The 20032-nt window shown below is 53.3% G+C and carries 16 protein-coding genes; 13 read left to right on the top strand and 3 right to left on the bottom strand.

Going from position 1 to position 20032, the window contains the following annotated elements; all coding sequences use genetic code 11:
* Positions 1-20 precede the first annotated feature (20 nt).
* The gene (locus tag AC1Z1G_RS07625; RefSeq protein WP_483626151.1) at positions 21-413 is read left to right on the top strand and encodes a hypothetical protein; all 393 of its coding nucleotides are present in this window, start codon (positions 21-23) and stop codon (positions 411-413) included.
* A 443-nt stretch (positions 414-856) separates the two neighbouring features.
* Positions 857-1120: a PAAR domain-containing protein gene (locus tag AC1Z1G_RS07620; protein ID WP_483626149.1), complete on the top strand. Its 264-nt coding sequence runs from the start codon at positions 857-859 to the stop codon at positions 1118-1120.
* 39 nt (positions 1121-1159) lie between these two features.
* Here AC1Z1G_RS07620 and AC1Z1G_RS07615 read toward each other — a convergent pair whose 3' ends face one another.
* Together AC1Z1G_RS07615 and AC1Z1G_RS07610 are read right to left on the bottom strand one after the other, a co-directional pair.
* Positions 1160-2059 (bottom strand): proline iminopeptidase-family hydrolase, encoded by a 900-nt coding sequence (locus AC1Z1G_RS07615; protein WP_483626147.1) that lies wholly within the window; start codon positions 2057-2059, stop codon positions 1160-1162.
* A gap of 93 nt (positions 2060-2152) precedes the next feature.
* The gene (locus tag AC1Z1G_RS07610) at positions 2153-2914 is read right to left on the bottom strand and encodes a LuxR family transcriptional regulator (RefSeq protein WP_483626145.1); all 762 of its coding nucleotides are present in this window, start codon (positions 2912-2914) and stop codon (positions 2153-2155) included.
* Between the two features lie 180 nt (positions 2915-3094).
* On the opposite strand from AC1Z1G_RS07610, the gene AC1Z1G_RS07605 reads away from it, so the two are divergent.
* The 10 genes from AC1Z1G_RS07605 to AC1Z1G_RS07560 all read left to right on the top strand — a co-directional run bounded on the left by AC1Z1G_RS07605 (position 3095) and on the right by AC1Z1G_RS07560 (position 16043).
* Complete coding sequence (locus AC1Z1G_RS07605) at positions 3095-3982, top strand: proline iminopeptidase-family hydrolase (RefSeq protein WP_483626143.1); 888 nt, start codon at positions 3095-3097, stop codon at positions 3980-3982.
* 3 nt (positions 3983-3985) lie between these two features.
* Entirely contained in the window at positions 3986-4933 is a 948-nt protein-coding gene (locus AC1Z1G_RS07600; RefSeq protein WP_483626142.1) for an ABC transporter permease, read from the top strand.
* On the top strand, positions 4930-5784 hold the full coding sequence (locus tag AC1Z1G_RS07595; RefSeq protein ID WP_483626140.1) for an ABC transporter permease: 855 nt from the start codon (positions 4930-4932) through the stop codon (positions 5782-5784). The genes AC1Z1G_RS07600 and AC1Z1G_RS07595 overlap by 4 nt, the downstream gene beginning before the upstream one ends.
* Entirely contained in the window at positions 5781-6767 is a 987-nt protein-coding gene (locus AC1Z1G_RS07590) for an ABC transporter ATP-binding protein (RefSeq protein WP_483626139.1), read from the top strand. The genes AC1Z1G_RS07595 and AC1Z1G_RS07590 overlap by 4 nt, the downstream gene beginning before the upstream one ends.
* Entirely contained in the window at positions 6764-7735 is a 972-nt protein-coding gene (locus tag AC1Z1G_RS07585) for an ABC transporter ATP-binding protein (protein ID WP_483626137.1), read from the top strand. The genes AC1Z1G_RS07590 and AC1Z1G_RS07585 overlap by 4 nt, the downstream gene beginning before the upstream one ends.
* Before the next feature lie 32 nt (positions 7736-7767).
* The gene (locus tag AC1Z1G_RS07580) at positions 7768-9282 is read left to right on the top strand and encodes an ABC transporter substrate-binding protein (protein ID WP_483626135.1); all 1515 of its coding nucleotides are present in this window, start codon (positions 7768-7770) and stop codon (positions 9280-9282) included.
* A 931-nt stretch (positions 9283-10213) separates the two neighbouring features.
* On the top strand, positions 10214-10684 hold the full coding sequence (locus tag AC1Z1G_RS07575; RefSeq protein ID WP_483626133.1) for a hypothetical protein: 471 nt from the start codon (positions 10214-10216) through the stop codon (positions 10682-10684).
* A gap of 122 nt (positions 10685-10806) precedes the next feature.
* Positions 10807-11613, top strand: coding sequence for a hypothetical protein (locus AC1Z1G_RS07570; RefSeq protein ID WP_483626132.1), 807 nt, complete (start codon positions 10807-10809; stop codon positions 11611-11613).
* 155 nt (positions 11614-11768) lie between these two features.
* On the top strand, positions 11769-13199 hold the full coding sequence (locus tag AC1Z1G_RS07565) for an IS1182 family transposase (protein ID WP_483626131.1): 1431 nt from the start codon (positions 11769-11771) through the stop codon (positions 13197-13199).
* Positions 13200-13544: 345 nt separating this feature from the next.
* Positions 13545-16043, top strand: a complete 2499-nt coding sequence (locus AC1Z1G_RS07560; protein WP_483626129.1) for an AAA family ATPase — start codon at positions 13545-13547, stop codon at positions 16041-16043.
* A 1366-nt stretch (positions 16044-17409) separates the two neighbouring features.
* On the opposite strand, the gene AC1Z1G_RS07555 is transcribed toward AC1Z1G_RS07560, so the two are convergent.
* Positions 17410-18831: an amino acid permease gene (locus AC1Z1G_RS07555; RefSeq protein ID WP_483626127.1), complete on the bottom strand. Its 1422-nt coding sequence runs from the start codon at positions 18829-18831 to the stop codon at positions 17410-17412.
* Between the two features lie 1029 nt (positions 18832-19860).
* Here AC1Z1G_RS07555 and AC1Z1G_RS07550 point away from each other — a divergent pair.
* A complete protein-coding gene (locus AC1Z1G_RS07550) occupies positions 19861-19998 on the top strand; it encodes a hypothetical protein (protein WP_483626125.1) in 138 nt (45 codons plus the stop codon).
* The last annotated feature ends 34 nt before the right edge of the window (positions 19999-20032 follow it).

The following is a 20032-nucleotide window of genomic DNA, read 5'->3' as shown; positions in this document are numbered from 1 at the left end:
GAATTAGAAGAGAGATAAATATGTACCCGCTACCAGATAATTTTGACAACATGTTACTTTCCGAGTGCTACTTGGAAATGGTATGTTTCGGTATTCATATAACAAGGTTGGATTTTTCCCGAGCCCAAATGTCGCCAGGCGTCGCTCCATATAAAGTCTCAATTTGTGTTGAGGCAGGACTGAAGTATCAAGTGAATGATATTTGGGGCGAACGATTTTTTTCAAAGTCTACATCTAGCGCCCCGCTGTTAGACTTATTGTTGAAGGACGTTGTTTCTGTTGAAAAAATTGGGACTTCATCGTTGCGCATTTTATTCGAGTCAGGTGAGATTATCCTTTTAGAATCCGACAACCATAGCGATTATGAATCCTATTCTATTTATTTGGATTCCGGTGATATCATTATTGTTTAGTGGCTAGATCATTCGCACGAGTACTATTTATGACTGGAAGTTTTATTTTTTGCAATTAGATTATTACATCCTCCGAAACCGACAATGAGACTTGTATAGGTAACTGCAAGAACTACTACTGTTTCGTTGCTCAAGCGCATGCCGGCCACCGAGCCAATATCAATGACAGCCGACGAGGGCCGTTGTCATAGCTAAGTTGTTTACGAAAATCTATGGTCACCCCCGCGCCCTTTGAGGACTACGCTTTCGCAGGGTGTTTGTTTTCTGAGGCCATCATCATGGCGCGGGGCATGCCTCATACAGACGCCGGATAGATTTAAGCAAGCCAACCACTTCACCCGCTAATCAGCATTGCAAAAATGGGGGTGACCATAGATTTCATTAGACCACTACATTCTGCTCAAGCACGTGGTGTCAAAAATCAATCTTGAAGGATTGCAACGATGAAAGACATGATTCGACTAGGCGACTCCACCAGCCATGGCGGCGTCGTTCTTGAGGCCTTCTCCCAAACGGATCTAAACGGCAAACCCATTGCCGGCGTCGGCCACAAGGTCAGTTGCCCGCTATGCAAAGGCATTTTTCCCATTGCCGAGGGCAGCAGCACCTACACAGTGGGCGGAATTGCTGTCGCACTGGACGGTATGAAAACCGCCTGTGGTGCCAGCTTGATCGCCAGTGGTCCAAAGGGAGCAGTGATCAGTTGAGCCATCCCTCAATGGCAACCTAAAAGTGGGCCAGTCCCACTACAAGCACTCATCCAAAAACCTCACGACCGTCCCTATACAGCCGACCCGCTCCTCGACATGAGGCATATGGCTTGAGTACTCGAACAATGCCCAACGAGCATTCGGGATTTGCTCCACATAGGGTTTGACCACCGTCGGTGTTGCTTCATCGTAGCGACCTGAGATCACCAGCGTCGGCACGTTGATGTGCTGCAAGCGGTCGACAATGGTCCAGTTTTCCAGGCTGCCTATCACATGAAACTCCGTGGGCCCGCTCATAGCATGGTAAACGGTGGGGTCGGCATCGACCTGGGCAAAAGTACGCGCAACCTCCTCAGGCCAGGGACTGATACGACACACATGGTTATCGTAAAAGACCCTCGTTGCTTCCTGATAGGCGGCCGCTTGAAAGGCCCCTACCTGCTCGTGTTCAAGCAGTGTTTCATGCACACCCACAGGCAGCAATTTACGTAACCGGTTGGCCTCCTGAACCCAAACACGCATATCCGAAGGGGCATTGGCGACGATCAAGGCCCGTAGCCCCGCAGGTTGCCGTACCGCGTGTTCACTCGCGAGCATACCGCCCCAGGATTGTCCCAGGAGCGCGTAATTGTCACCAATGCCCAGATGATCCAGCAGGTTTTCCAGCTCATCAAGAAACAGCGCTACGTTCCAGAACGAGGGGTCTTTTTCCGGTAAGTGGGTTGAGTGACCATTACCCAGTTGGTCGTAATGAACCACCGGATACCCACTCATGGCTATGTCCTTGAAAGCGTCAACGTAATCATGCGTACATCCCGGGCCGCCATGCAGAATCACCAGGGGAATGTGTCCACTGTCGAAGTGGCCCGTGATGCGATACCAGGTCCGATAGGGACCAAAAGGTGCGAAGCCTTCGCGTATTCCGATAGATTCCATTTCTGCGTGCCACTCCCTGAAAACCATAGGGCGCACGATAGCGGGATCAGGTCCTCGAAATAACTAGAGAAACAGATAGGTTTCTGCTCTGTTTCAGCTATCGAGCAATCGATAGTAGGTAGCCCGGACCACTGCCTGGACGCGATTCTTGGCGCCGAGCTTATGCATGGCCGAGGTCAGATGGAGGGTGATGGTGGCTAATGAGCGATTCAGTTGCCTGGCAATTTCTGCTGCGGTCAGGCCCTCTGCCGCCCATTTAAGGCACTCGCATTCACGCTTGGTCAGGTGAATGGAGGGCGTGTGAGCCTCCTTGCCAAGCAACGGATAGGCTGCTTCCTGCAAGGCATGGGAAATCAGGCTGAAATCCGCCATGGTCTGCCTGGCATCGCGCAGGACATTGCTGCTGTTGCCGGTACGCAGGCCAGTCAAGGAGGCAAAACCACCTTTGGGCAGATGAATCGGAACCGACACCCCGCAGGTCATCTGCGAGTCTTCCAGATAATTCAACACGGGTTCATGGCGCTGACTGAGGACAGTCTCCAGCAGCGTCTCAGTCCCGGATTTATAGGACCAGACAAAGGGTGAAACACAATTGAGTGCCACCTGCTGAACAGGGTCGATCTGGTAGTAACCCTCTGCACACCAACGCGTATGCCAATCGGCTGGAGTGTTGCGCAGCTTGAGCACCGAAGGCGTGATCAACCGGCCTTCATGATCCAGCGGCACTGGGCTGTAGTCGTACACCAAAGCATCAAATCCCAACCCCTTGGCCATTAGCAAGGCGTTGTCCATCTGCTCATCCAGGCTCTTACCCGACAACAGGCGGGTATTGAGGTCAGACAACGTGGTCCGCATCCATTGCGCTCCTAAGTAATTTCAATCCTGAAATTCAGCACGTAGAATGCCACGCCTCGGCGAAGGACTGCCAGACCAAACCTATAACAAATACTAGCTATTGGGTGCATGACTTACTCAGTAAGGTTGAGTCATTTAACCAGCATCCGTACCGGCCAACATCATAAAGGGAGAATTGCGATGTGGCGTGAAATCGAACCGGACCAGCAGCATGACGTTGAAGTCGACGGCCATAATCTGGTGGTTTACAGCTTTGGCGAGGGCGATGAGGTCCTGCTGTGTCTCAATGGCGGCCCCGGGCTTTCCTGCGATTATCTGCGTGACGCCCATGGCTGGCTCAAGGACAAGGGGTTGCGAGTTGTCGCCTTCGACCAGCTCGGCACCGGCGCGTCTGACAGACCCGAAGATCCGTCCCTATGGGATATCACCCGTTATGTCGCTGAAGTGGAAACCGTCCGCCAGACCCTCGACCTGGGCCGAGTACACTTAATGGGGCACTCCTGGGGCGGCTGGCTGGGGATCGAATATGCCATTCACCACCCTCACGCACTCAAAACCCTGATTTTGGAAAATACCGTAGGCGATATCCCGCACCTGTCTCTGGAATTGGAGCGTCTACGTGGCGCACTGGGCAGCGAAACCGTTGCCATGATGCAGCGCCATGAAGCCATGGGCACCCTTGATCACCCGCAATACCAAGCTGCAATCACGCTTCTCAACTACCGCCACGTCTGCCGCCTGGACGAATGGCCGGCACCGCTCGTGCGCTCTCTGGACGACTGGAACATGGGCCCCTACACAACCATGCAGGGGCCAAACGAATATCTCTACATCGGTAACCTGAAAAACTGGAACCGTATCCAGGAAATGGCCGACTTCACGATGCCGGTGCTGATCACCACCGGCCAGCACGACGGACTCACGCCGGCCTGTGCGATGCGCATGAAAATGGCGCTCACGGATGCCGAACTGCATGTTTTCCCCAACAGCAGCCATATGCCGTTCTACGAAGAACCCCATGCCTACTTCCCGGTGTTGCTGGATTTCCTTCAGCGGCACCGAGGTTAGTCGATGAATCTGTCGCGTTACCGATTCATCCTGTCACGCCCGCTGCAACTGCTTCCGGTGCTGTTTGGTATCAGCCTTATCACGTTTGTGCTGGTGCGCTCGATTCCTGGCGATCCGGCGCGTGCCCTGCTCGGTTCGCGCAGTACACCCGAGGGGCTGATCAGGATTCGCGCCCAATTCGGCCTCGATCAGCCGTTGTGGATGCAGTATTTCTACTTCCTGAAAAACCTCTTCAAGGGTGACCTCGGCCAGTCGTTGCTCTACAAAGTCGACGCCTTGAAGCTGATCAGCACACGAATCGAACCCACGCTATTTCTGGTTTTTGGCAGCGTGCTGCTGTCGTTGTTGATCGCCGTGCCCCTGGCCACCCTTGCCGTTCGCAACAAGGGGGGCTGGGGCGACAATCTGATCCGCCTGTTCACCACCGCCGGCCTCGGCATGCCAGCGTTCTGGCTGGGAATCATGTTGATCCTGCTCTTCAGTGTGCAGTTGGGTTGGTTCCCGGTTTCAGGTTACGGGCGTACCTGGCTGGACAAGCTGCACCACATGGTCCTGCCCTGCCTGACCATGGCCTTGGCATTGTCTGCGGTGTTGGTGCGCAATCTGCGGGCGAGCATGCTGATGGAGTTGCAAGCCGATCACGTCACAGCGGCAAGGGCTCGTGGCTTGTCTGAAGATGCGGTATTTCGTCGTCACGTGCTGCCTAATTCGCTGGTGCCCGCGGTCAACTTGCTCGCGGTGAACATCGGCTGGCTGATCAGCGGCACAGTGGTCGTCGAGAGCCTGTTCGCCATTCCCGGAATCGGCCAGTTGCTGGTCCGCGGCATCTTCACCCGAGACTACATGGTCGTTCAGGGCGTAGCGATGGTGCTGGCCTGCGCCACCGTCGCGGTGAATTTTCTTGCCGATGTGATTACGGTGGCGATCGACCCACGGGTAAAAATCCAATGAGCAATCAGGCAACGATTGCACCTCGCCTGAACCTGGGTTTCGGCTTGCGTAACCGTCGTTTGGCAATGCGGTTGGGGTTGGCAATTCTGCTCAGCTGGCTGTTACTGGCGATCTTCGCTCCCTGGATCGCACCCTTCGATCCAATCGCCCAGAACACTGATATCCGCCTGCTGGGGCCCTCCCTGGCTCACCCGTTTGGCACCGATAATTTTGGCCGTGATGTCTTGTCTCGAGTGATCTGGGCGGCCCGCGTCGACTTGCAGCTTGCAGTGATCGGGGTGATTTTTCCGTTTCTGATCGGCACCTGTGTCGGGGCCTTGTCCGGCTACATTGGCGGGCGTTTCGACACCGCCTGCATGCGCCTGATCGATATTGTCCTGGCCTTCCCGTTCCTGGTGTTGATGCTGGCGATCATGGCGATCCTCGGCCCCGGCCTGATGAGTTTCTATATCGCCATGGCACTGGTGGGCTGGGTGTCCTACGCACGGTTGATCCGCTCGCAGATCCTGATACTCAAGGAAAGCGATTTTGCCCTGGCCGCCAAAAGCCTCGGCTTCGGCCATGGGCGCATTCTGTTTCGTCACCTGCTGCCTAACGCGATGTTCGGCTCAATCGTGTTTTCCATGTCCGATGCGGTGCTGGTGCTGCTCAACGGCGCAGCAGTCAGCTACCTCGGCCTCGGGGTTCAACCGCCGACCGCCGAGTGGGGCACGATGGTCGCCGAAGGACAGAGTTTCATCACCTCTGCCTGGTGGATCTGCACCTTCCCGGGATTGGCGATCGTCACTCTGGCGATGGGCTTCAGCCTGCTGGCCGACGCTGTCGCCGAATACTTGGGTGAGCGCTCATGAGTACGCCCGTGCTGAAGGTTGAGGAACTGAGCATCATTGCCCGTAACGGTGAGCGCGAGGTGACGCTGGTGGATCGCCTGTCGTTCGACCTGACCGAGGGTGAAGTCCTCGGCCTGGTGGGTGAAAGCGGCTCCGGCAAGACCATGGCCTGCCGCGGCCTGATGAGATTACTGCCATCGCCAAATCTGCGAGTAGAAGGCGCAACCGTGCAGCTCGCCGGGGAAAACCTGCTGCATCTGGACGAAGCCGGTATGCGTCGCATGCGTGGGCGTCAACTGGGGATGATTTTTCAGAATCCCAGTAGCCATCTCGATCCGTTGATGCGCATCGGTGAGCAAATTGGCGAAGGTATTCGTCTGCATCAGGGCGCCAGCAAGCGTGAAGCCCGTGCCCAGGCCATCGACGTTCTTCGGCAAGTGGGTATTCCCGATCCGCAACGTCGGGTCGACAGTTACCCTCACGAATTTTCGGGCGGCATGCGCCAGCGAGCGATGATCGCCGTGGCCCTGGGTTGCAACCCGAAAGTCCTGATCGCCGACGAACCGACCACCGCCCTCGACGTCACAGTACAAGCGCAGATCCTGCGACTGCTGCTTGATCTGCGCGACCAACGTGGCCTGTCGATCATCATGATCACCCATGACTTGGGCGTCGTTGCCCAGACCTGCGACTCGATTGCAGTGATGTACGCCGGACGCTTGTGCGAACACGGCAGCAAATATGAAGTGCTGGCCCATCCACGCCACCCTTACACCGCTGGATTGATCGACTGCCAGCCGGCCACCAGTCACGGTCACGCATTGCTCAAAACCATTGCCGGGCAACCGCCCCTGCTCGACGCCCTGCCCCATGGGTGTCGCTTTAATCCGCGCTGCCGGCAAACCGGCAACCCATGCACAACACTGATGCCGACATTGCAGCCAGTCACCCATGGACACCGCATCGCTTGCCATTACCCCTTGGCCGGTGGAGGCCGCTCATGACCCTGCTCAACGTCAAGGATCTGCACGTGCGCTTCGCCGCACCCGGCACTGGCCTGCTGGGCATGAACCGGCAATGGCTGAAGGCAGTCAACGGTGTTTCGTTGAGTCTGGCGGCAGGTGAAACGCTCGGGCTGGTTGGCGAGTCGGGCAGTGGCAAGAGCAGCCTGGGCCGGGCGATCCTGCACCTCAACGAGATTTTCTCCGGACAGGTACTGTTCGATGGTGTCGACATGGCCCACGCCGGGAAGATCGATATCGAGCGACTGCGCCATGAGGCTGCGATGGTTTTTCAGGACCCCTACGCCGCCCTCAACCCGCGCCTGAGCATCGGCCAGACCCTGGCAGAAGTGCTTCGGGTACAACGCAAAGTGCCCGAACAGTTGATTGCCGCCCGAGTCGATGAACTGCTGACGCTGGTCGGTCTTCGCCCCGAGTTGGCCACCCGCAAACCGCACGCCTTGAGCGGCGGGCAATGCCAGCGTGTCGGGATCGCCCGTGCGCTGGCCGTGGAGCCGCGCTTGATCGTCGCCGATGAATGTGTGGCCGCGCTGGATGTGTCCATCCAGGGGCAAATCATCAACCTGCTGCTGGAGCTGCGCCAGCGCATGAACCTAGCGATTGTGTTCATCGCCCACGATCTGGCGGTCGTTCGCCGGCTCTGTGATCGAGTGGCGGTGATGTACCTGGGCAAGATCGTCGAAGAGGGCCCCGTGGAGGAGGTTTTCCTCTCCCCGCGACATCCTTATACCGCCGCACTGATCCAGTCGATTCCGGAAATCGACCCGGCCCGGGCGCTACCCAGCAACCCTCTGCCCGGTGAACCGCCCAGCCCTTTGCAACTGCCATCCGGATGCGGCTTTCACCCGCGCTGTCGCTACGCTCGCCCCACCTGTAGCCAGGCGGCGCCCCCTACACGTCAACTCGAAGCACGCCGTTACGACTGCGTGCTTGAGGAGCCGCTGCTTTAAAGACAACACACTCATCAAGAAGGAGTTTGATCATGAGATCCAGGCATTTGAAATTGCTCGCCGCCGCCACCTTGACCGCTTGCACCCTTGCCAGCGGTATTGCTCAGGCGGCAGGTGTACTCACCATCGGTTGCCGTGAAGAAAGCACCACGTTCGACCCGATCAAGAGCGCGCAAAACCGTGATACCTGGGTGTTTTCCAATGTCTACGACACACTGATCCGGGTAAACAAGGCCGGCAGCAAGATGGAACCCGGCCTGGCTGAAAGCTGGACAGTCTCAGGCGATGGTCTGACCTACACGTTCAAACTGCGCTCGGCGAAGTTCTCCGACGGCTCGCCGATTACGGCCGATGATGCGGCGTTCAGCCTGCTGCGTATTCGCGATAACAAGGCCTCGCTGTGGAGCGATGCCTACAAGCTGATCGACACGGCGAAAGCAACCGATCCGCACACGCTGGTGGTCACCCTGACAACCCCATCGGTACCGTTCCTCTCGCAACTGGCCTCGCCGACCGTTTCGATTCTCTCGCAAAAGGCCATGACCCGCATGGGCGAGGATGCCTATGCTCAAGAACCTGTGGTGTCAGGGGCATTTTTTGTTAAAGAGTGGCTGCGCGGCGATCGCGTGAAACTGGAGAAGAACCCGAATTTTTGGCAGGCCGATAAGGTCAGCCTTGATGGCGTGGAGTGGATTTCCATTCCGGACGACAATACCCGGATGCTCAAGGTGCAGGCAGGCGAGCTGGACTCAGCGATTTTCGTACCCTTTTCGCGAGTCGATGCACTGCGCAAGGATTCCAACCTGACCATCCACTCCGACCCTTCCACTCGGGAAGATCATCTGTTGATCAACCATGAGCACGGATTGCTGGCCAAGCCGGAGGTACGTCAGGCACTGGACATGGCAATCAACAAGAAGTCGGTAGTCGATACCGTCACCTTCGGCCATGGCCAGGAGGCTTACTCCTACATCCCCAAAGGCGCGCTTTACCATTACGCCGACAACCTGAAGCGTCCGTTCGACCCGGCCAAAGCCAGGCAGATGCTGACCGATGCCGGCGCTGCGGGCATGAAGCTGAACTACGTAGTTAACGCCGGCAACGAAGCTGATGAGCAAATTGCTGTACTGGTTCAGCAGCAACTGGCGGCAGTCGGTGTGACCACGACCCTACAAAAAGTCGACCCGACCCAGAGCTGGCAGATGCTGGTCGACGGTGATTACGATTTGTCCGCGATGTACTGGACCAACGACATCCTCGACCCGGACCAGAAGACCACGTTCGTTCTGGGCCACGACACCAACATGAACTACATGACCCGCTACAAGAACGACAAGGCCAAGAATCTGGTGTCGGATGCCAGGGTTGAATCGGACCCGGTCAAGCGTGAGCAGATGTACGTCGACTTGCAGAAGATCGCCAAACATGATGTCAACTGGATCGACCTGTACTACAGCCCGTACATCAACATTTCTCGAAAGAACATAGAAAACTTCCAGCAAAGTCCACTGGGGCGTTTCTCTCTTGAAGAGACAGTGAAGAACTAAGGAGCCGCTGCGCTGAAGCAAGCAGCTTCAGCGCAACCCGCGATTACCCATTTGAGTGCAATTGGCCTGATCCCCAGCGCCCCCTATATTGGATCTCCATGTTTGACTTGAGCCTGTTGATCACTGGCGCCTCCACAAGCCAGCTCTAATGAGAGTTGAAACCCAGTACCCGGAGTTACGCCCCACCTGTCGCACTCCGGGAAGCGGTGTATCCAGGATGGTTCCGATTGTCCCGTCCTGAATAAGGTTTACACCTGTTTCAGGACTAGACAGAGTGTTTTTGAGCAACGCACCCAGTGATAACAGCGCGATAAGTAATGAAACAGCCTAAGTCCTGTGAGAAGGTCTACAAGCCACACCGTGTATGGCCTACAGGTTTTTCGGTAACAGCCAGACATTCGTCAATACGCACGCAAAATGCGAGCGATGCATTTTGAAAAAATCCGGCCTACCCCCTATGTGCGCTGGCTTAGGCGGTTTCGAACGTAGCCAGAGATGCCCCGTTGCTTGTGCAGCGGCTTGTCATTTCTCTTCAATGCTTTGCACAAAATGAAATGGCCGGTCCCCTGCGAAGCCCCATATCCCGCCTGGGCTGCAAGATCGTTTGCACTACATCTGGATTTGCACAAAAAACGGACGCAAAGCCCGTCGGCGGGAGGGGGATAAGTGCTTTTTCATGCTGTTTTTTTTCATGGCTGGATTTTTTGCAGCGGATGCGAAATTGCACTCCACTTGACCACCCGCTTGCATTCGACCCAACCCGCAATTCACATTGCGACTAGACAACGATTGCATCGGAATTGACTACCACGCTTCGTGGTCATGACCGGCAGAAACCGGCCACAAGCAGCCCATCGCGATCAGAAACGTTTGACGACAACGCGTCGCTCTCGCACTCTGTTTTACCCCTATTTCTTCACTAGGCTTCCCTATGTCATTCGCAACCGTGGTGCTGCTCGACTCCTGGCCACAGCCAAGTACGTCGCCCGAACCCGTCGTGTTTGCCACGGACACGCAGCTATGTTTACGGTATTGCACCGCCGGGGAAGAAATAGCTGTAATCCATTTCCCCCTAGTTAAAAAAATTCAGTTCGGCTCACCAAACGACGAGGCTTTGGGCGGCCATCCGCTTATTGGGCTTGGCCTCAAGCATTACCAAATTCATCGAATAGATAATTCGCCTTGGCTAGCAGAGCTTGAGCAGAGAAACGCCATTCATCCGCGACACGATAAACAGCGGTTTCTAAAAGATGCCATCCATTATGTCTTTACGTTTCAGGACTCTACCCTGGAATGCATCGTAATTGAGGGGCAGTTCTGGCATCCAAAAGTACAAGTCTTTACCTCGGTGCAGAAGGCAAGGGATGTCTGGCGCGAACTGATAAATGACGTGGGCGCATGATCCCAATAGTCACGAGTGGATGATCGCTTTGGGTCGGGAGCTGCCCCTTTTGTGCATTATGAGCAAATTCCTGTTGTACTCTAGTTCGTGAATCACTAACGAAACTTGCATAAGGAAAAATAATGATTTGCATTGCATGTGGTACTGAAAAGGATGCCCTTGCTAGGAGCCATGTGATACCTAATTTCATCAGAAAAAGGCTCACCGGCGAGGTGCGGGCAGATGGAAGTAAAAAATATTCCTTCAAATGGGTTGATCGAAAGTACTTACCAAAACAGGATCTTCCTAAGCCGAATCTTATGTGCGAAAAATGCGATAACGACCTTGGGGCAAGGGTGGAAAATGGAATTGCAACGTTGCTCATGCCCAATTGCGTCGATGTGCACGAAGAGTGGAAAAAACTACCCATATTTCCGCATGAAATAAACAATGTCTTCGCCGAGCCATTAACCTTGGGAGTTTATGATTACCCTCTTAACGAGCTATGGAAGCTCGAAAAGTTTGCACTTTCCGTAGCATGGCGCGCCCTGCACGACCTATCAAAAAATGGCGAGGCATTCTCAAGCGCGTTCTTGGGCTCCGCACGAGGGTCGAATATCAACAAAACGGTCGTCCGCCATCTATTCCACAATGACGATTTACCAAACCCATATTACACGCTGCAAACAACCTATGACGCGTCTATCTATTATTGGTCTCCGAGCACGGTAGCGTCGATTACAAACAAAGTTGATGAAATGCCCTTTGCATGGACGGAACTGACGGAGGATGATGAGTTTCTTGGTGTGGCAGTCATGTTTGCTTACTGGATAATTGTTTGGCCATTGTTCGAACATGACAGTTCACAGTATTCCGCGAAGCTCAAACGACTTAACAAGCTTTGCTTTTGGGATTGGTGGGGTCATGTGCACAAGCAGTTGAACAGCTAGTAAAACCGAGGCCAGAACACCAATTTTCACAAAAATGGGGTCGGTCTTAGTGAATTCTGAACCGGGACGTAGGTCTGCTTTTGGCCCAGAGTGTGTAAAAACGCTTTCTTGAACCCTTGCTATGATTTCTGGGGATTTCATCGCAAGGATCGCCCATGAAGCGCTTTATCCAAGGTGAACATCGAGACCAAGGCACCTTACTTCCCGAAAGCCTCGACGACTACGTCAGCGATACCAATCCGGTGCGCATAGTCGACGTCTTCGTTGACGAACTCGACCTGGTCAGTCTGGGTTTTGACGGTGCTATTCCTGCTGACACAGGCCGGCCTGCTTACCACCCCGCGATCCTGCTGAAGATCTATATCTACGGTTATCTCAACCGCATCCAGTCGAGCCGACGTTTGGAGCGAGAAGCCCAACGCAACGTCGAGCTGATGTGGCTGACCGGGCGTTTGATGCCGGATTTCAAGACCATCGCCAACTTCCGAAAAGACAACAGCAAGGCCATCCGAGGCGTCTGTCGCCAGTTCGTTGTGCTGTGTCAGCAGTTGGGACTGTTCGGAGAAAATCTGGTCGCCATCGATGGCAGTAAATTCAAAGCAGTCAACAACCGCGACCGCAATTTCACCAGCGCCAAACTGAAGCGGCGAATGGAAGAAATTGAATCGAGCATCAACCGTTACCTGACTGCACTCGATGCTGCCGATCGGCAAGAACCCATAGCTTCCGAGCCTAGCGCCGTGCGGCTGGAAGAGAAAATCGCCAAGCTCAAAACTCAAATGAAGGAGCTTCAAGCGATCGAAATCCAGCTCAATGAATCGCCGGATAAACAGGTCTCACTGACCGATCCAGACGCCCGCTCCATGAAGACGCGCGGCACGGGAATCGTCGGCTACAACGTGCAGACAGCGGTCGATACTCAGCACCATTTGATCGTTGCACATGAGGTGACCAACGTCGGTTCCGACCGCGATCAACTCAGCTCGATGGCCAAGCAGGCCCGCGAGGCGATGGCGTCAGATACGTTCTCGGTAGTGGCTGACCGAGGTTACTTCAAAAGCGAACAAATCCTGGCTTGTCACGATGCCTGCATCACCGCCTATGTGCCCAAGCCGATGACCTCTGGAGCCAAGGCTGACGGGCGTTTCAATAACGATGCCTTCATCTATGACGCGGCAAAAAACGAATACATTTGCCCGGCTGGAGAGGCGCTGATCTGGCGCTATACCAACGTTGAAAAAGGCCTGACGTTGCACCGTTACTGGAGTTCGAAATGCCAGGGCTGCGCGTTGAAGTCGCAATGCACTCCGAGCACGGAACGACGGGTTCGACGCTGGGAGCATGAAGCCGTATTGGAGGAGATGCAGCTTCGACTGAGCAAAGCGCCGGAGATGATGCGAGTCCGAAAACGGACGGTTGAGCATCCCTTCGGGACGCTCAAACAATGGATGGGTGCGACGCACTTCCTGACGCGAAAGCTGGCCGGGGTGAGCGCGGAGATGAGCTTGAATGTGCTCGCCTACAACTTGAAACGGGTTATGAAAATCATCGGTGCCAACGGTTTGATGAAAGCGCTGACGGCCTGAAAAAGGCTGATTTTGGCCCATCCCAGAGGCTGTAAAAACAGCGTTGGCGTGTTCCAAGCTGCGACTGATGCGGCCCGCGGCATGACCGTGCGATCGCTCAGCCAACGAACGAACGTCACTGCTCCACGACGATGAGCTCCATGAGCGTTTTTACACACTCTGGGCCGATTGCTGCCTTTCACCACAGTCCGCTATGGGTCGGTAACGGCCCTTCGCGACAGGCAGAAAACGACCCAAAGTAGCCTTTGAAGTAACTGTCGGGTTAGGGTGGCATTTTGGTATTGCCTCAGCTATACACATAAGCACTCAGCAAACGGGCTTAATTTACGTTCCGGAGCTTCCAATATGGATGTGCTTGCAATATCGGCAGAGAAGGAAACTGGTCTCCGTGAACGGATCGAAAGTTATCGCGTGGCGCTTTCTAATGACGATAACGAGGCGCAAACTAGATTTCACGTAATCGATGAGTTCTTAACGGCCGAATTAGATTGGTCGAAAGAAACTCTGCGTGTCGAGCCATATTTACCAGCAACTGGGTATGCGGACTATGCTTTGTTCAATGGCCCTCGCTGTAGAGTAGTGCTAGAAGCAAAACGTGATGAAGTCAGCCTCTGCTCCTCAGAACAGGGAGAGATTGCAGTAATCCCGCTAAATAGTAGTTCCATAGCAAGTGCACGCGGAGGGATTGAACAAGCAATTCGTTATGCGTCAAAATTTGGTGCGCCAATAGGAATTGTTACGAATGGTCGACAATGGATTGGTTTTTTAGCATCAAGAGCAGATGGTTTGGCTCCCACTGACGGTTTTTGCGTAGTGTTTCCGTCGGTAGACGCAGTTGTTAAAAGCTGGTCACGATTTTACGAGTTCTTTTCTGATGTAGGGCTGCAAGAGTCACGATTCATAAATTACCTAAGAGAAAAAGAATTAGGCTTCACGCCTGTGTCAGCAAACTACTATCGAGCATTCGATAGGAGCTTTAAGCAAATACCGATCATGAGCGATCTTAGTTATGCGATAGAAGAGCTTTTTACGACTTCCTTTATCAGGATGAGCGGTCAATCTCTTGATATTTTGATGGACTGTTTTGTTGAAACCAAAGCAAGTCACGAAGCAGATGTTGCTTTTGAGAAAATTGTAGAAGAATTATTGGGGCGAGTTAAACGACTGCAGCAAATCGATAGCACTCAGCCGGAGGCATTACAAAACCTTTTAGAGTACTCTGTTGAACTCAAGACAGGGGAGTTTGTATTGCTTGTCGGCAATAAAGGGGCAGGTAAAACAACATTTCTACAAAGATTTTTTCAAAAGACAATTCCAAAATCAACAAGGGAACAGGTTTTATTTTTGAGCGTCAACTTGCTTAAAAGCGAAGGTTCGGAGGACAGACTAGCGGATTGGATGTCCAATAGTTTAATTGACCAGGCTGAAAGAGGTCTGTACGGGTCATCGACTCCCACATACGACGAGTTACGTGGAACGTTCTGGGCTAAGTATCAGCGGCTGAGCCGTGGGGAATTAGCTCCTTTGTACAAAAATGACAGGGATGCTTTTCGGCAGAAATTTGGGGAAGAATTACGTCAACTCAGGTTGAGCCAGCCACGTGAATATCTACTAGCTTTATTGAAGAACTCTCTTGCAAGTCGTCGATTGTTGCCGGTGTTGGTGATAGACAATGTTGACCACCTATCTCGCGGCATTCAAGATTCTGTTTTTCAATACGCAATAGGAATTTCAAGTAACGTAGCCTCATTTCTTGTTTGTCCAGTAACAGATACTACTGTTTGGTCGCTGAGCAAGGCAGGCCCTTTGCAAAGCTTTCACTCTAGAGCGTTTTTCTTGCCTGTACCTAGTCTGAAGGAGGTATTTGCTAAACGCTTAGATGTATTGAGGACAAATCAAGTAATGGAAGGGCATGCTCGTAAACGCCTGAGCGGACTAGTTGGACCGGGTTGGAAACTGGAGATCCCTCACTTAGAATATTTCTGCGCAACCGTCGAATCAATTTTTGTAGCAACGTCTGATGTCACCTCTATTATAGGAAAGCTTTGTAATTACGACGTAAGGCGCAGTTTAGAATTGGCTGGATCAATCCTATCCTCACCCTGGATAGGTTTGGATCAGTTACTACGACTGTATGTTGCACGTGGGGAGCTGACACCTAGAAGAACGGACTTATTAAATGCGTTGATTCTACAAAAGGCGTCGCTTTTTGATGAGGATAAGCACAGTTTTATTACAAATTTATTTGCACGACCTGCTGGGTCATTATCATCTCCACTGATGGCACTCTATATTTTACGGTTTCTCATGAATACTGATGAGCGTGCGGCTAGCACAAGAGATAGATTTATCAGGATGTCGGAGTTGTGGACAATTTTTTCTGCACTTAACACAGCTCGTGAAACCTTCAGATATTTTATCGATCGTCTTTTTGGTCGAGGCCTACTGGAAATTTATGATCCTTCTGAAAAATCGCTAACCGATGATACGCTGATCCGAGTTAGCGCTGCAGGGATAGCACACTATCGGCTAGTATTTAGTGACAATGTATACCTTTCACAGATGGCGCTGGTAACACTGCTAGAAACTGAGGCTGTGGCGATAGAAATTAGAGAAGAAGCCAAACGACCCCATCCAGGCTGGATGAAAATCTGCAGGATTATTTTAACTGAGCTTAAAGCTAGCGACTCTAAGCTTATTACAGTTAACCCGACGGGGCTATTTGAATGGGTCGCAGCAGTACGGTCGGATTTAAATGCAGCTTTAGCTAGGGTATCAGCGCGCACTGTGGTGAGAAAAGACAGCAACTCAAACTCTAAATTATACAGACCGACAAAACCCTAGTGCCGATGAATTTTCAGGACTAATCCCGGGAAACAGGGGGGGGGGGGGCAGATCATACTTGTGCGGTTTCCTGATGAATCGTGATCTGTAGCTCCAATTACTGCTGGCGATGGCAACCTCGGATCGAGAGTTACCTTAGAAAAGTAAACGTCCGAGATTGAAATCTTTCTGTTTTCAACAGAGTCGGCCGTTTTCTGCCCGTCGCGAGAGGCAGAAAACGACCCACAGAGGACAGTCACCACCGATGAACTGGTGGTTGGGTGCGCCGAATACGAATCTGCTGGAAAAGGATATAGGTTTACTTTTCGTCGGGTTGCGAGTCCAAGCGTCCATTGCTGTGGTAATTCATCAAGTCCCACATAGCTGGTGAAAGCTTCTCTTGTGAAGCAATCTGCCAGAACTTTCTTTCCCCCAGAGTCGGCTGCAACCACTTGATGAGTTCTTGCGCCGTATTGTGATGGCCAGTTCGCAGCCAGTACCTGAAGAGGTACTCGTTTTCCTGCTTCGGCAGCTGTGCCGCTTGGAGCAGTTTGAGTGAGTAGCGGTAGTTCAGTGGCCACAGTCGCTTTAGAAAGTCGAGTCTCTCAGCGATTGGAAGGCCTGCTAGCCATTGCCTCACATGCCTATCCGTCTGAGCAATACCAGATCGTGATGCCACCTGCTCCGGTGTGAAACGAGAGTCGTCCATGGTATGCAGGGCCGAAAATATCGAGGGGAAGATCTCATTCTGTCCTAAGCACAGGAATAACAAGCAGCATTATTTTTACGTCAAACTCTACTTTTGGCCGTTCTCTGCCGACCCCCACCAGGGCACGTACTGTTCAGGTCGAGTGCAAACGGGTAGTCATCACTGTCACCAACTACCCCACCGACATAAACAACAGAAATCGTCACGGCATGAAATCTGGATAGCCACCAAGGTCAAACCGCTACGCTTTTCAACATCATACGGCCTAACGTAAGTGGCGACGTTTATTGTGTTGCCTGTTAACAGGAGTACAGAACAGATACGGGATAGAAACGGGAAAAAACCAACATAAAACCTGGAAGACCGAACATAAAAAACACCTAAAACCCGCTATCTAAAAGGACTTAACAGTCATTTCACAAAATCAGAATAAGTGATTGGAAATCACCAGCATGGAAAACGATCCGCAATCAGGGCGCTCAGGATACCGCGAATGAAATATTCGGTATGCCAAAGATCAATTGGGAGCGGGCTTGCTCGCGAAAGCGGTGTGCCAGGCAATGTTGATGCGGTTGACACTCCCTCTTCGCGAGCAAGCCCGCTCCCACAGGGTTTTGTATGAACCCCACAAACAACAAACCCGGCACATGGCCGGGTTTGTTGTCTTTACGTTCTGCGTTACTTCACTGCAGAAGCGGCAGCATTCAACGCGTGCTGAGCACTGCGCTTGTTCTTGATGTAGTAGCAGCCCCACATGAAGAGGACCCAGACCGGAATCGCGTACACCGAGACCTTGATGCCGGGGATCATCAGCATGATACCCAGGATGAACACCACGAATGCCAGGCAGACGAAGTTGCCGTACGGATACCACAACGCCTTGAACAGCGGCGTTTGTTTGGTGCGGTTCATGTACTGACGGAACTTGAAGTGCGAGAAACTGATCATCGCCCAGTTGATCACCAGCGTCGCCACAACCAGCGACATCAGCAATTCCAGCGCGTGTTGCGGGATCAGGTAGTTCATCAGCACAGCCACGAACGTCACCGCCGCCGACGCAAGGATCGAACGCACCGGCACGCCGCGCTTGTCGATCTTCGACAAGGACTTGGGTGCATCGCCCTGCTCGGCCATGCCCAGCAACATGCGGCTGTTGCAGTAAGTGCCGCTGTTGTACACCGACAGTGCCGCCGTCAGGACCACAAAGTTAAGGATGTGCGCCGCCGTGTTGCTGCCCAGCATCGAGAATACCTGGACGAACGGGCTGCCGCTGTACGCATCGCCATTGGCATTCAAACTCACCAGCAGGCTGTCCCATGGGGTCAGCGACAACAGAACTACCAGTGCACCGATGTAGAAAATCAGGATCCGGTAGATCACCTGGTTGATGGCTTTCGGAATCACGGTTTTCGGCTTGTCGGCTTCTGCTGCGGTGAAACCGAGCATTTCCAGACCGCCGAAGGAGAACATGATGATCGCCATGGCCATCACCAGACCACTGACGCCGTTAGGGAAGAAACCACCGTGCTCCCACAGGTTGGTCACCGAAGCTTGCGGGCCGCCGCTGCCGCTGACCAGCAGGTAGCTGCCCAGGGCGATCATGCCGACGATGGCCACGACCTTGATGATCGCGAACCAGAACTCCGCCTCGCCAAAGACTTTGACATTGGCCAGGTTGATCGCATTGATCATCACGAAGAACACCAGCGCCGAGGCCCAGGTTGGAACCTCCGGCCACCAGTAGTGCACGTACTTGCCGACAGCCGTCAGCTCCGACATGCCCACCAGGATGTACAGGATCCAGCAGTTCCAGCCCGACAGGAAACCGGCAAAGCCGCCCCAGTATTTGTGGGCGAAGTGACTGAACGAGCCGGCCACCGGCTCCTCGACAATCATTTCGCCGAGCTGGCGCATGATCATGAAGGCGATGAAGCCACAGATCGCGTAGCCAAGGATCATCGAAGGGCCGGCCGACTTCAGCACGCCGGCAGAGCCCAGGAACAACCCGGTACCAATCGCGCCACCGAGGGCGATCAGTTGAATATGGCGATTTTTCAGGCCGCGTTTAAGCTCGCCTGAATGCGAGTTTTGTCCACTCATTAAAAGGGTCTCACGCAAGGTTTGATGATGTTCGTTAAGACGTTGCTGCTCGGGTCAGGATTAAGCAGCGCGGATCAAACCCCAGCGCAGGCACCAGGAGTTCAGCGTTTTGCTACCGGTCATACGTCACCTGTTTGTTTTTATCTGTGACGAAATCGAACCCACCACGCTTGTGACGCGGCGGAGTGAACAAGGTGGATAACCTTGAGTTTATTGGCCTTGTCGACGTTTCAGAAGGGTTGCAGCACACGCTTACAGCCGATCAAAACAGCCCACAGAGGCGCAAAATGCGCGGATACGCAATCGGGTCACAGTTAAAACGCCGCGCATTGTACACCCGTAACCCCCTGCTGCCAGACACCGCTTGATCAGCGTGTCGGTTGCCGGGATTGCACGGGGCCGTTTCGAAGGTCTCGAACGGCGGCAATTAAAGGGGCAAACCCGTTCGGGTCGCCAACGGGGACGATTGAAAAATCGTCCCTCGGAGAGAGTCGGATGAGTTGGATAATGGCGTTCATTGCGCCTCCTTCTTGTTATGCACCTGCACGACAGGCATAGGCGCATCACACCGCTGAAAGGCTTTCGAAACAAGCGGGCCAGAGCCTTGCGCCACGTTTTTTGGCCGGCGAAGCGGCAGCATTTCCTTACACCCCCCGAAAATCCGAGAATCACGGGGTCAGAACGGGGTATTTCGTAATGTTTTATTTACAGCCTGTAACGTATTTCTTCCAGGACAGATCCATTTGCAGGATGCCTGCAAATTGACGGCAGTCCATCTCCTGCAGGCAAGGTCGAGTTAGCATTTTGTTTTTAATTGAAAAAATCGGCCTGTCAAAAATAGAATAAAAAGTCTAATAAAATATATTCAAATATTTTTTTGCATTCCAAAAAACACTCGACTAGGTTTCCAGCCACTTGCCGACTCATGAGGAGCGGTAAGTCGGCGGCCGCCCTATCCGTGACATTGATTTATTCATGCACTGAAAACAGCGCCGCCATTCAATCGAAAAGTCATCTAGGAGAGTCACCATGCAAGTACTGGAAAAAGACCTGGAAACCGAACTGCAACTCGACGATTGGTTTGAAGCCCCGACCCACGACGACGCCGTGGAAATGATGCAAGCCGACGCGGTGGTTCCATTCGGCACAGCGATGTGGCCTCTGTAAGACATCCAGGCAGGCATGATCCGGTCGGTCGTGC

Source organism: Pseudomonas sp. JL27(2026) (assembly GCF_056933555.1).
Note: the sequence above shows the minus strand (reverse complement) of the source record. Positions and strands in the feature narration are given on the sequence as shown.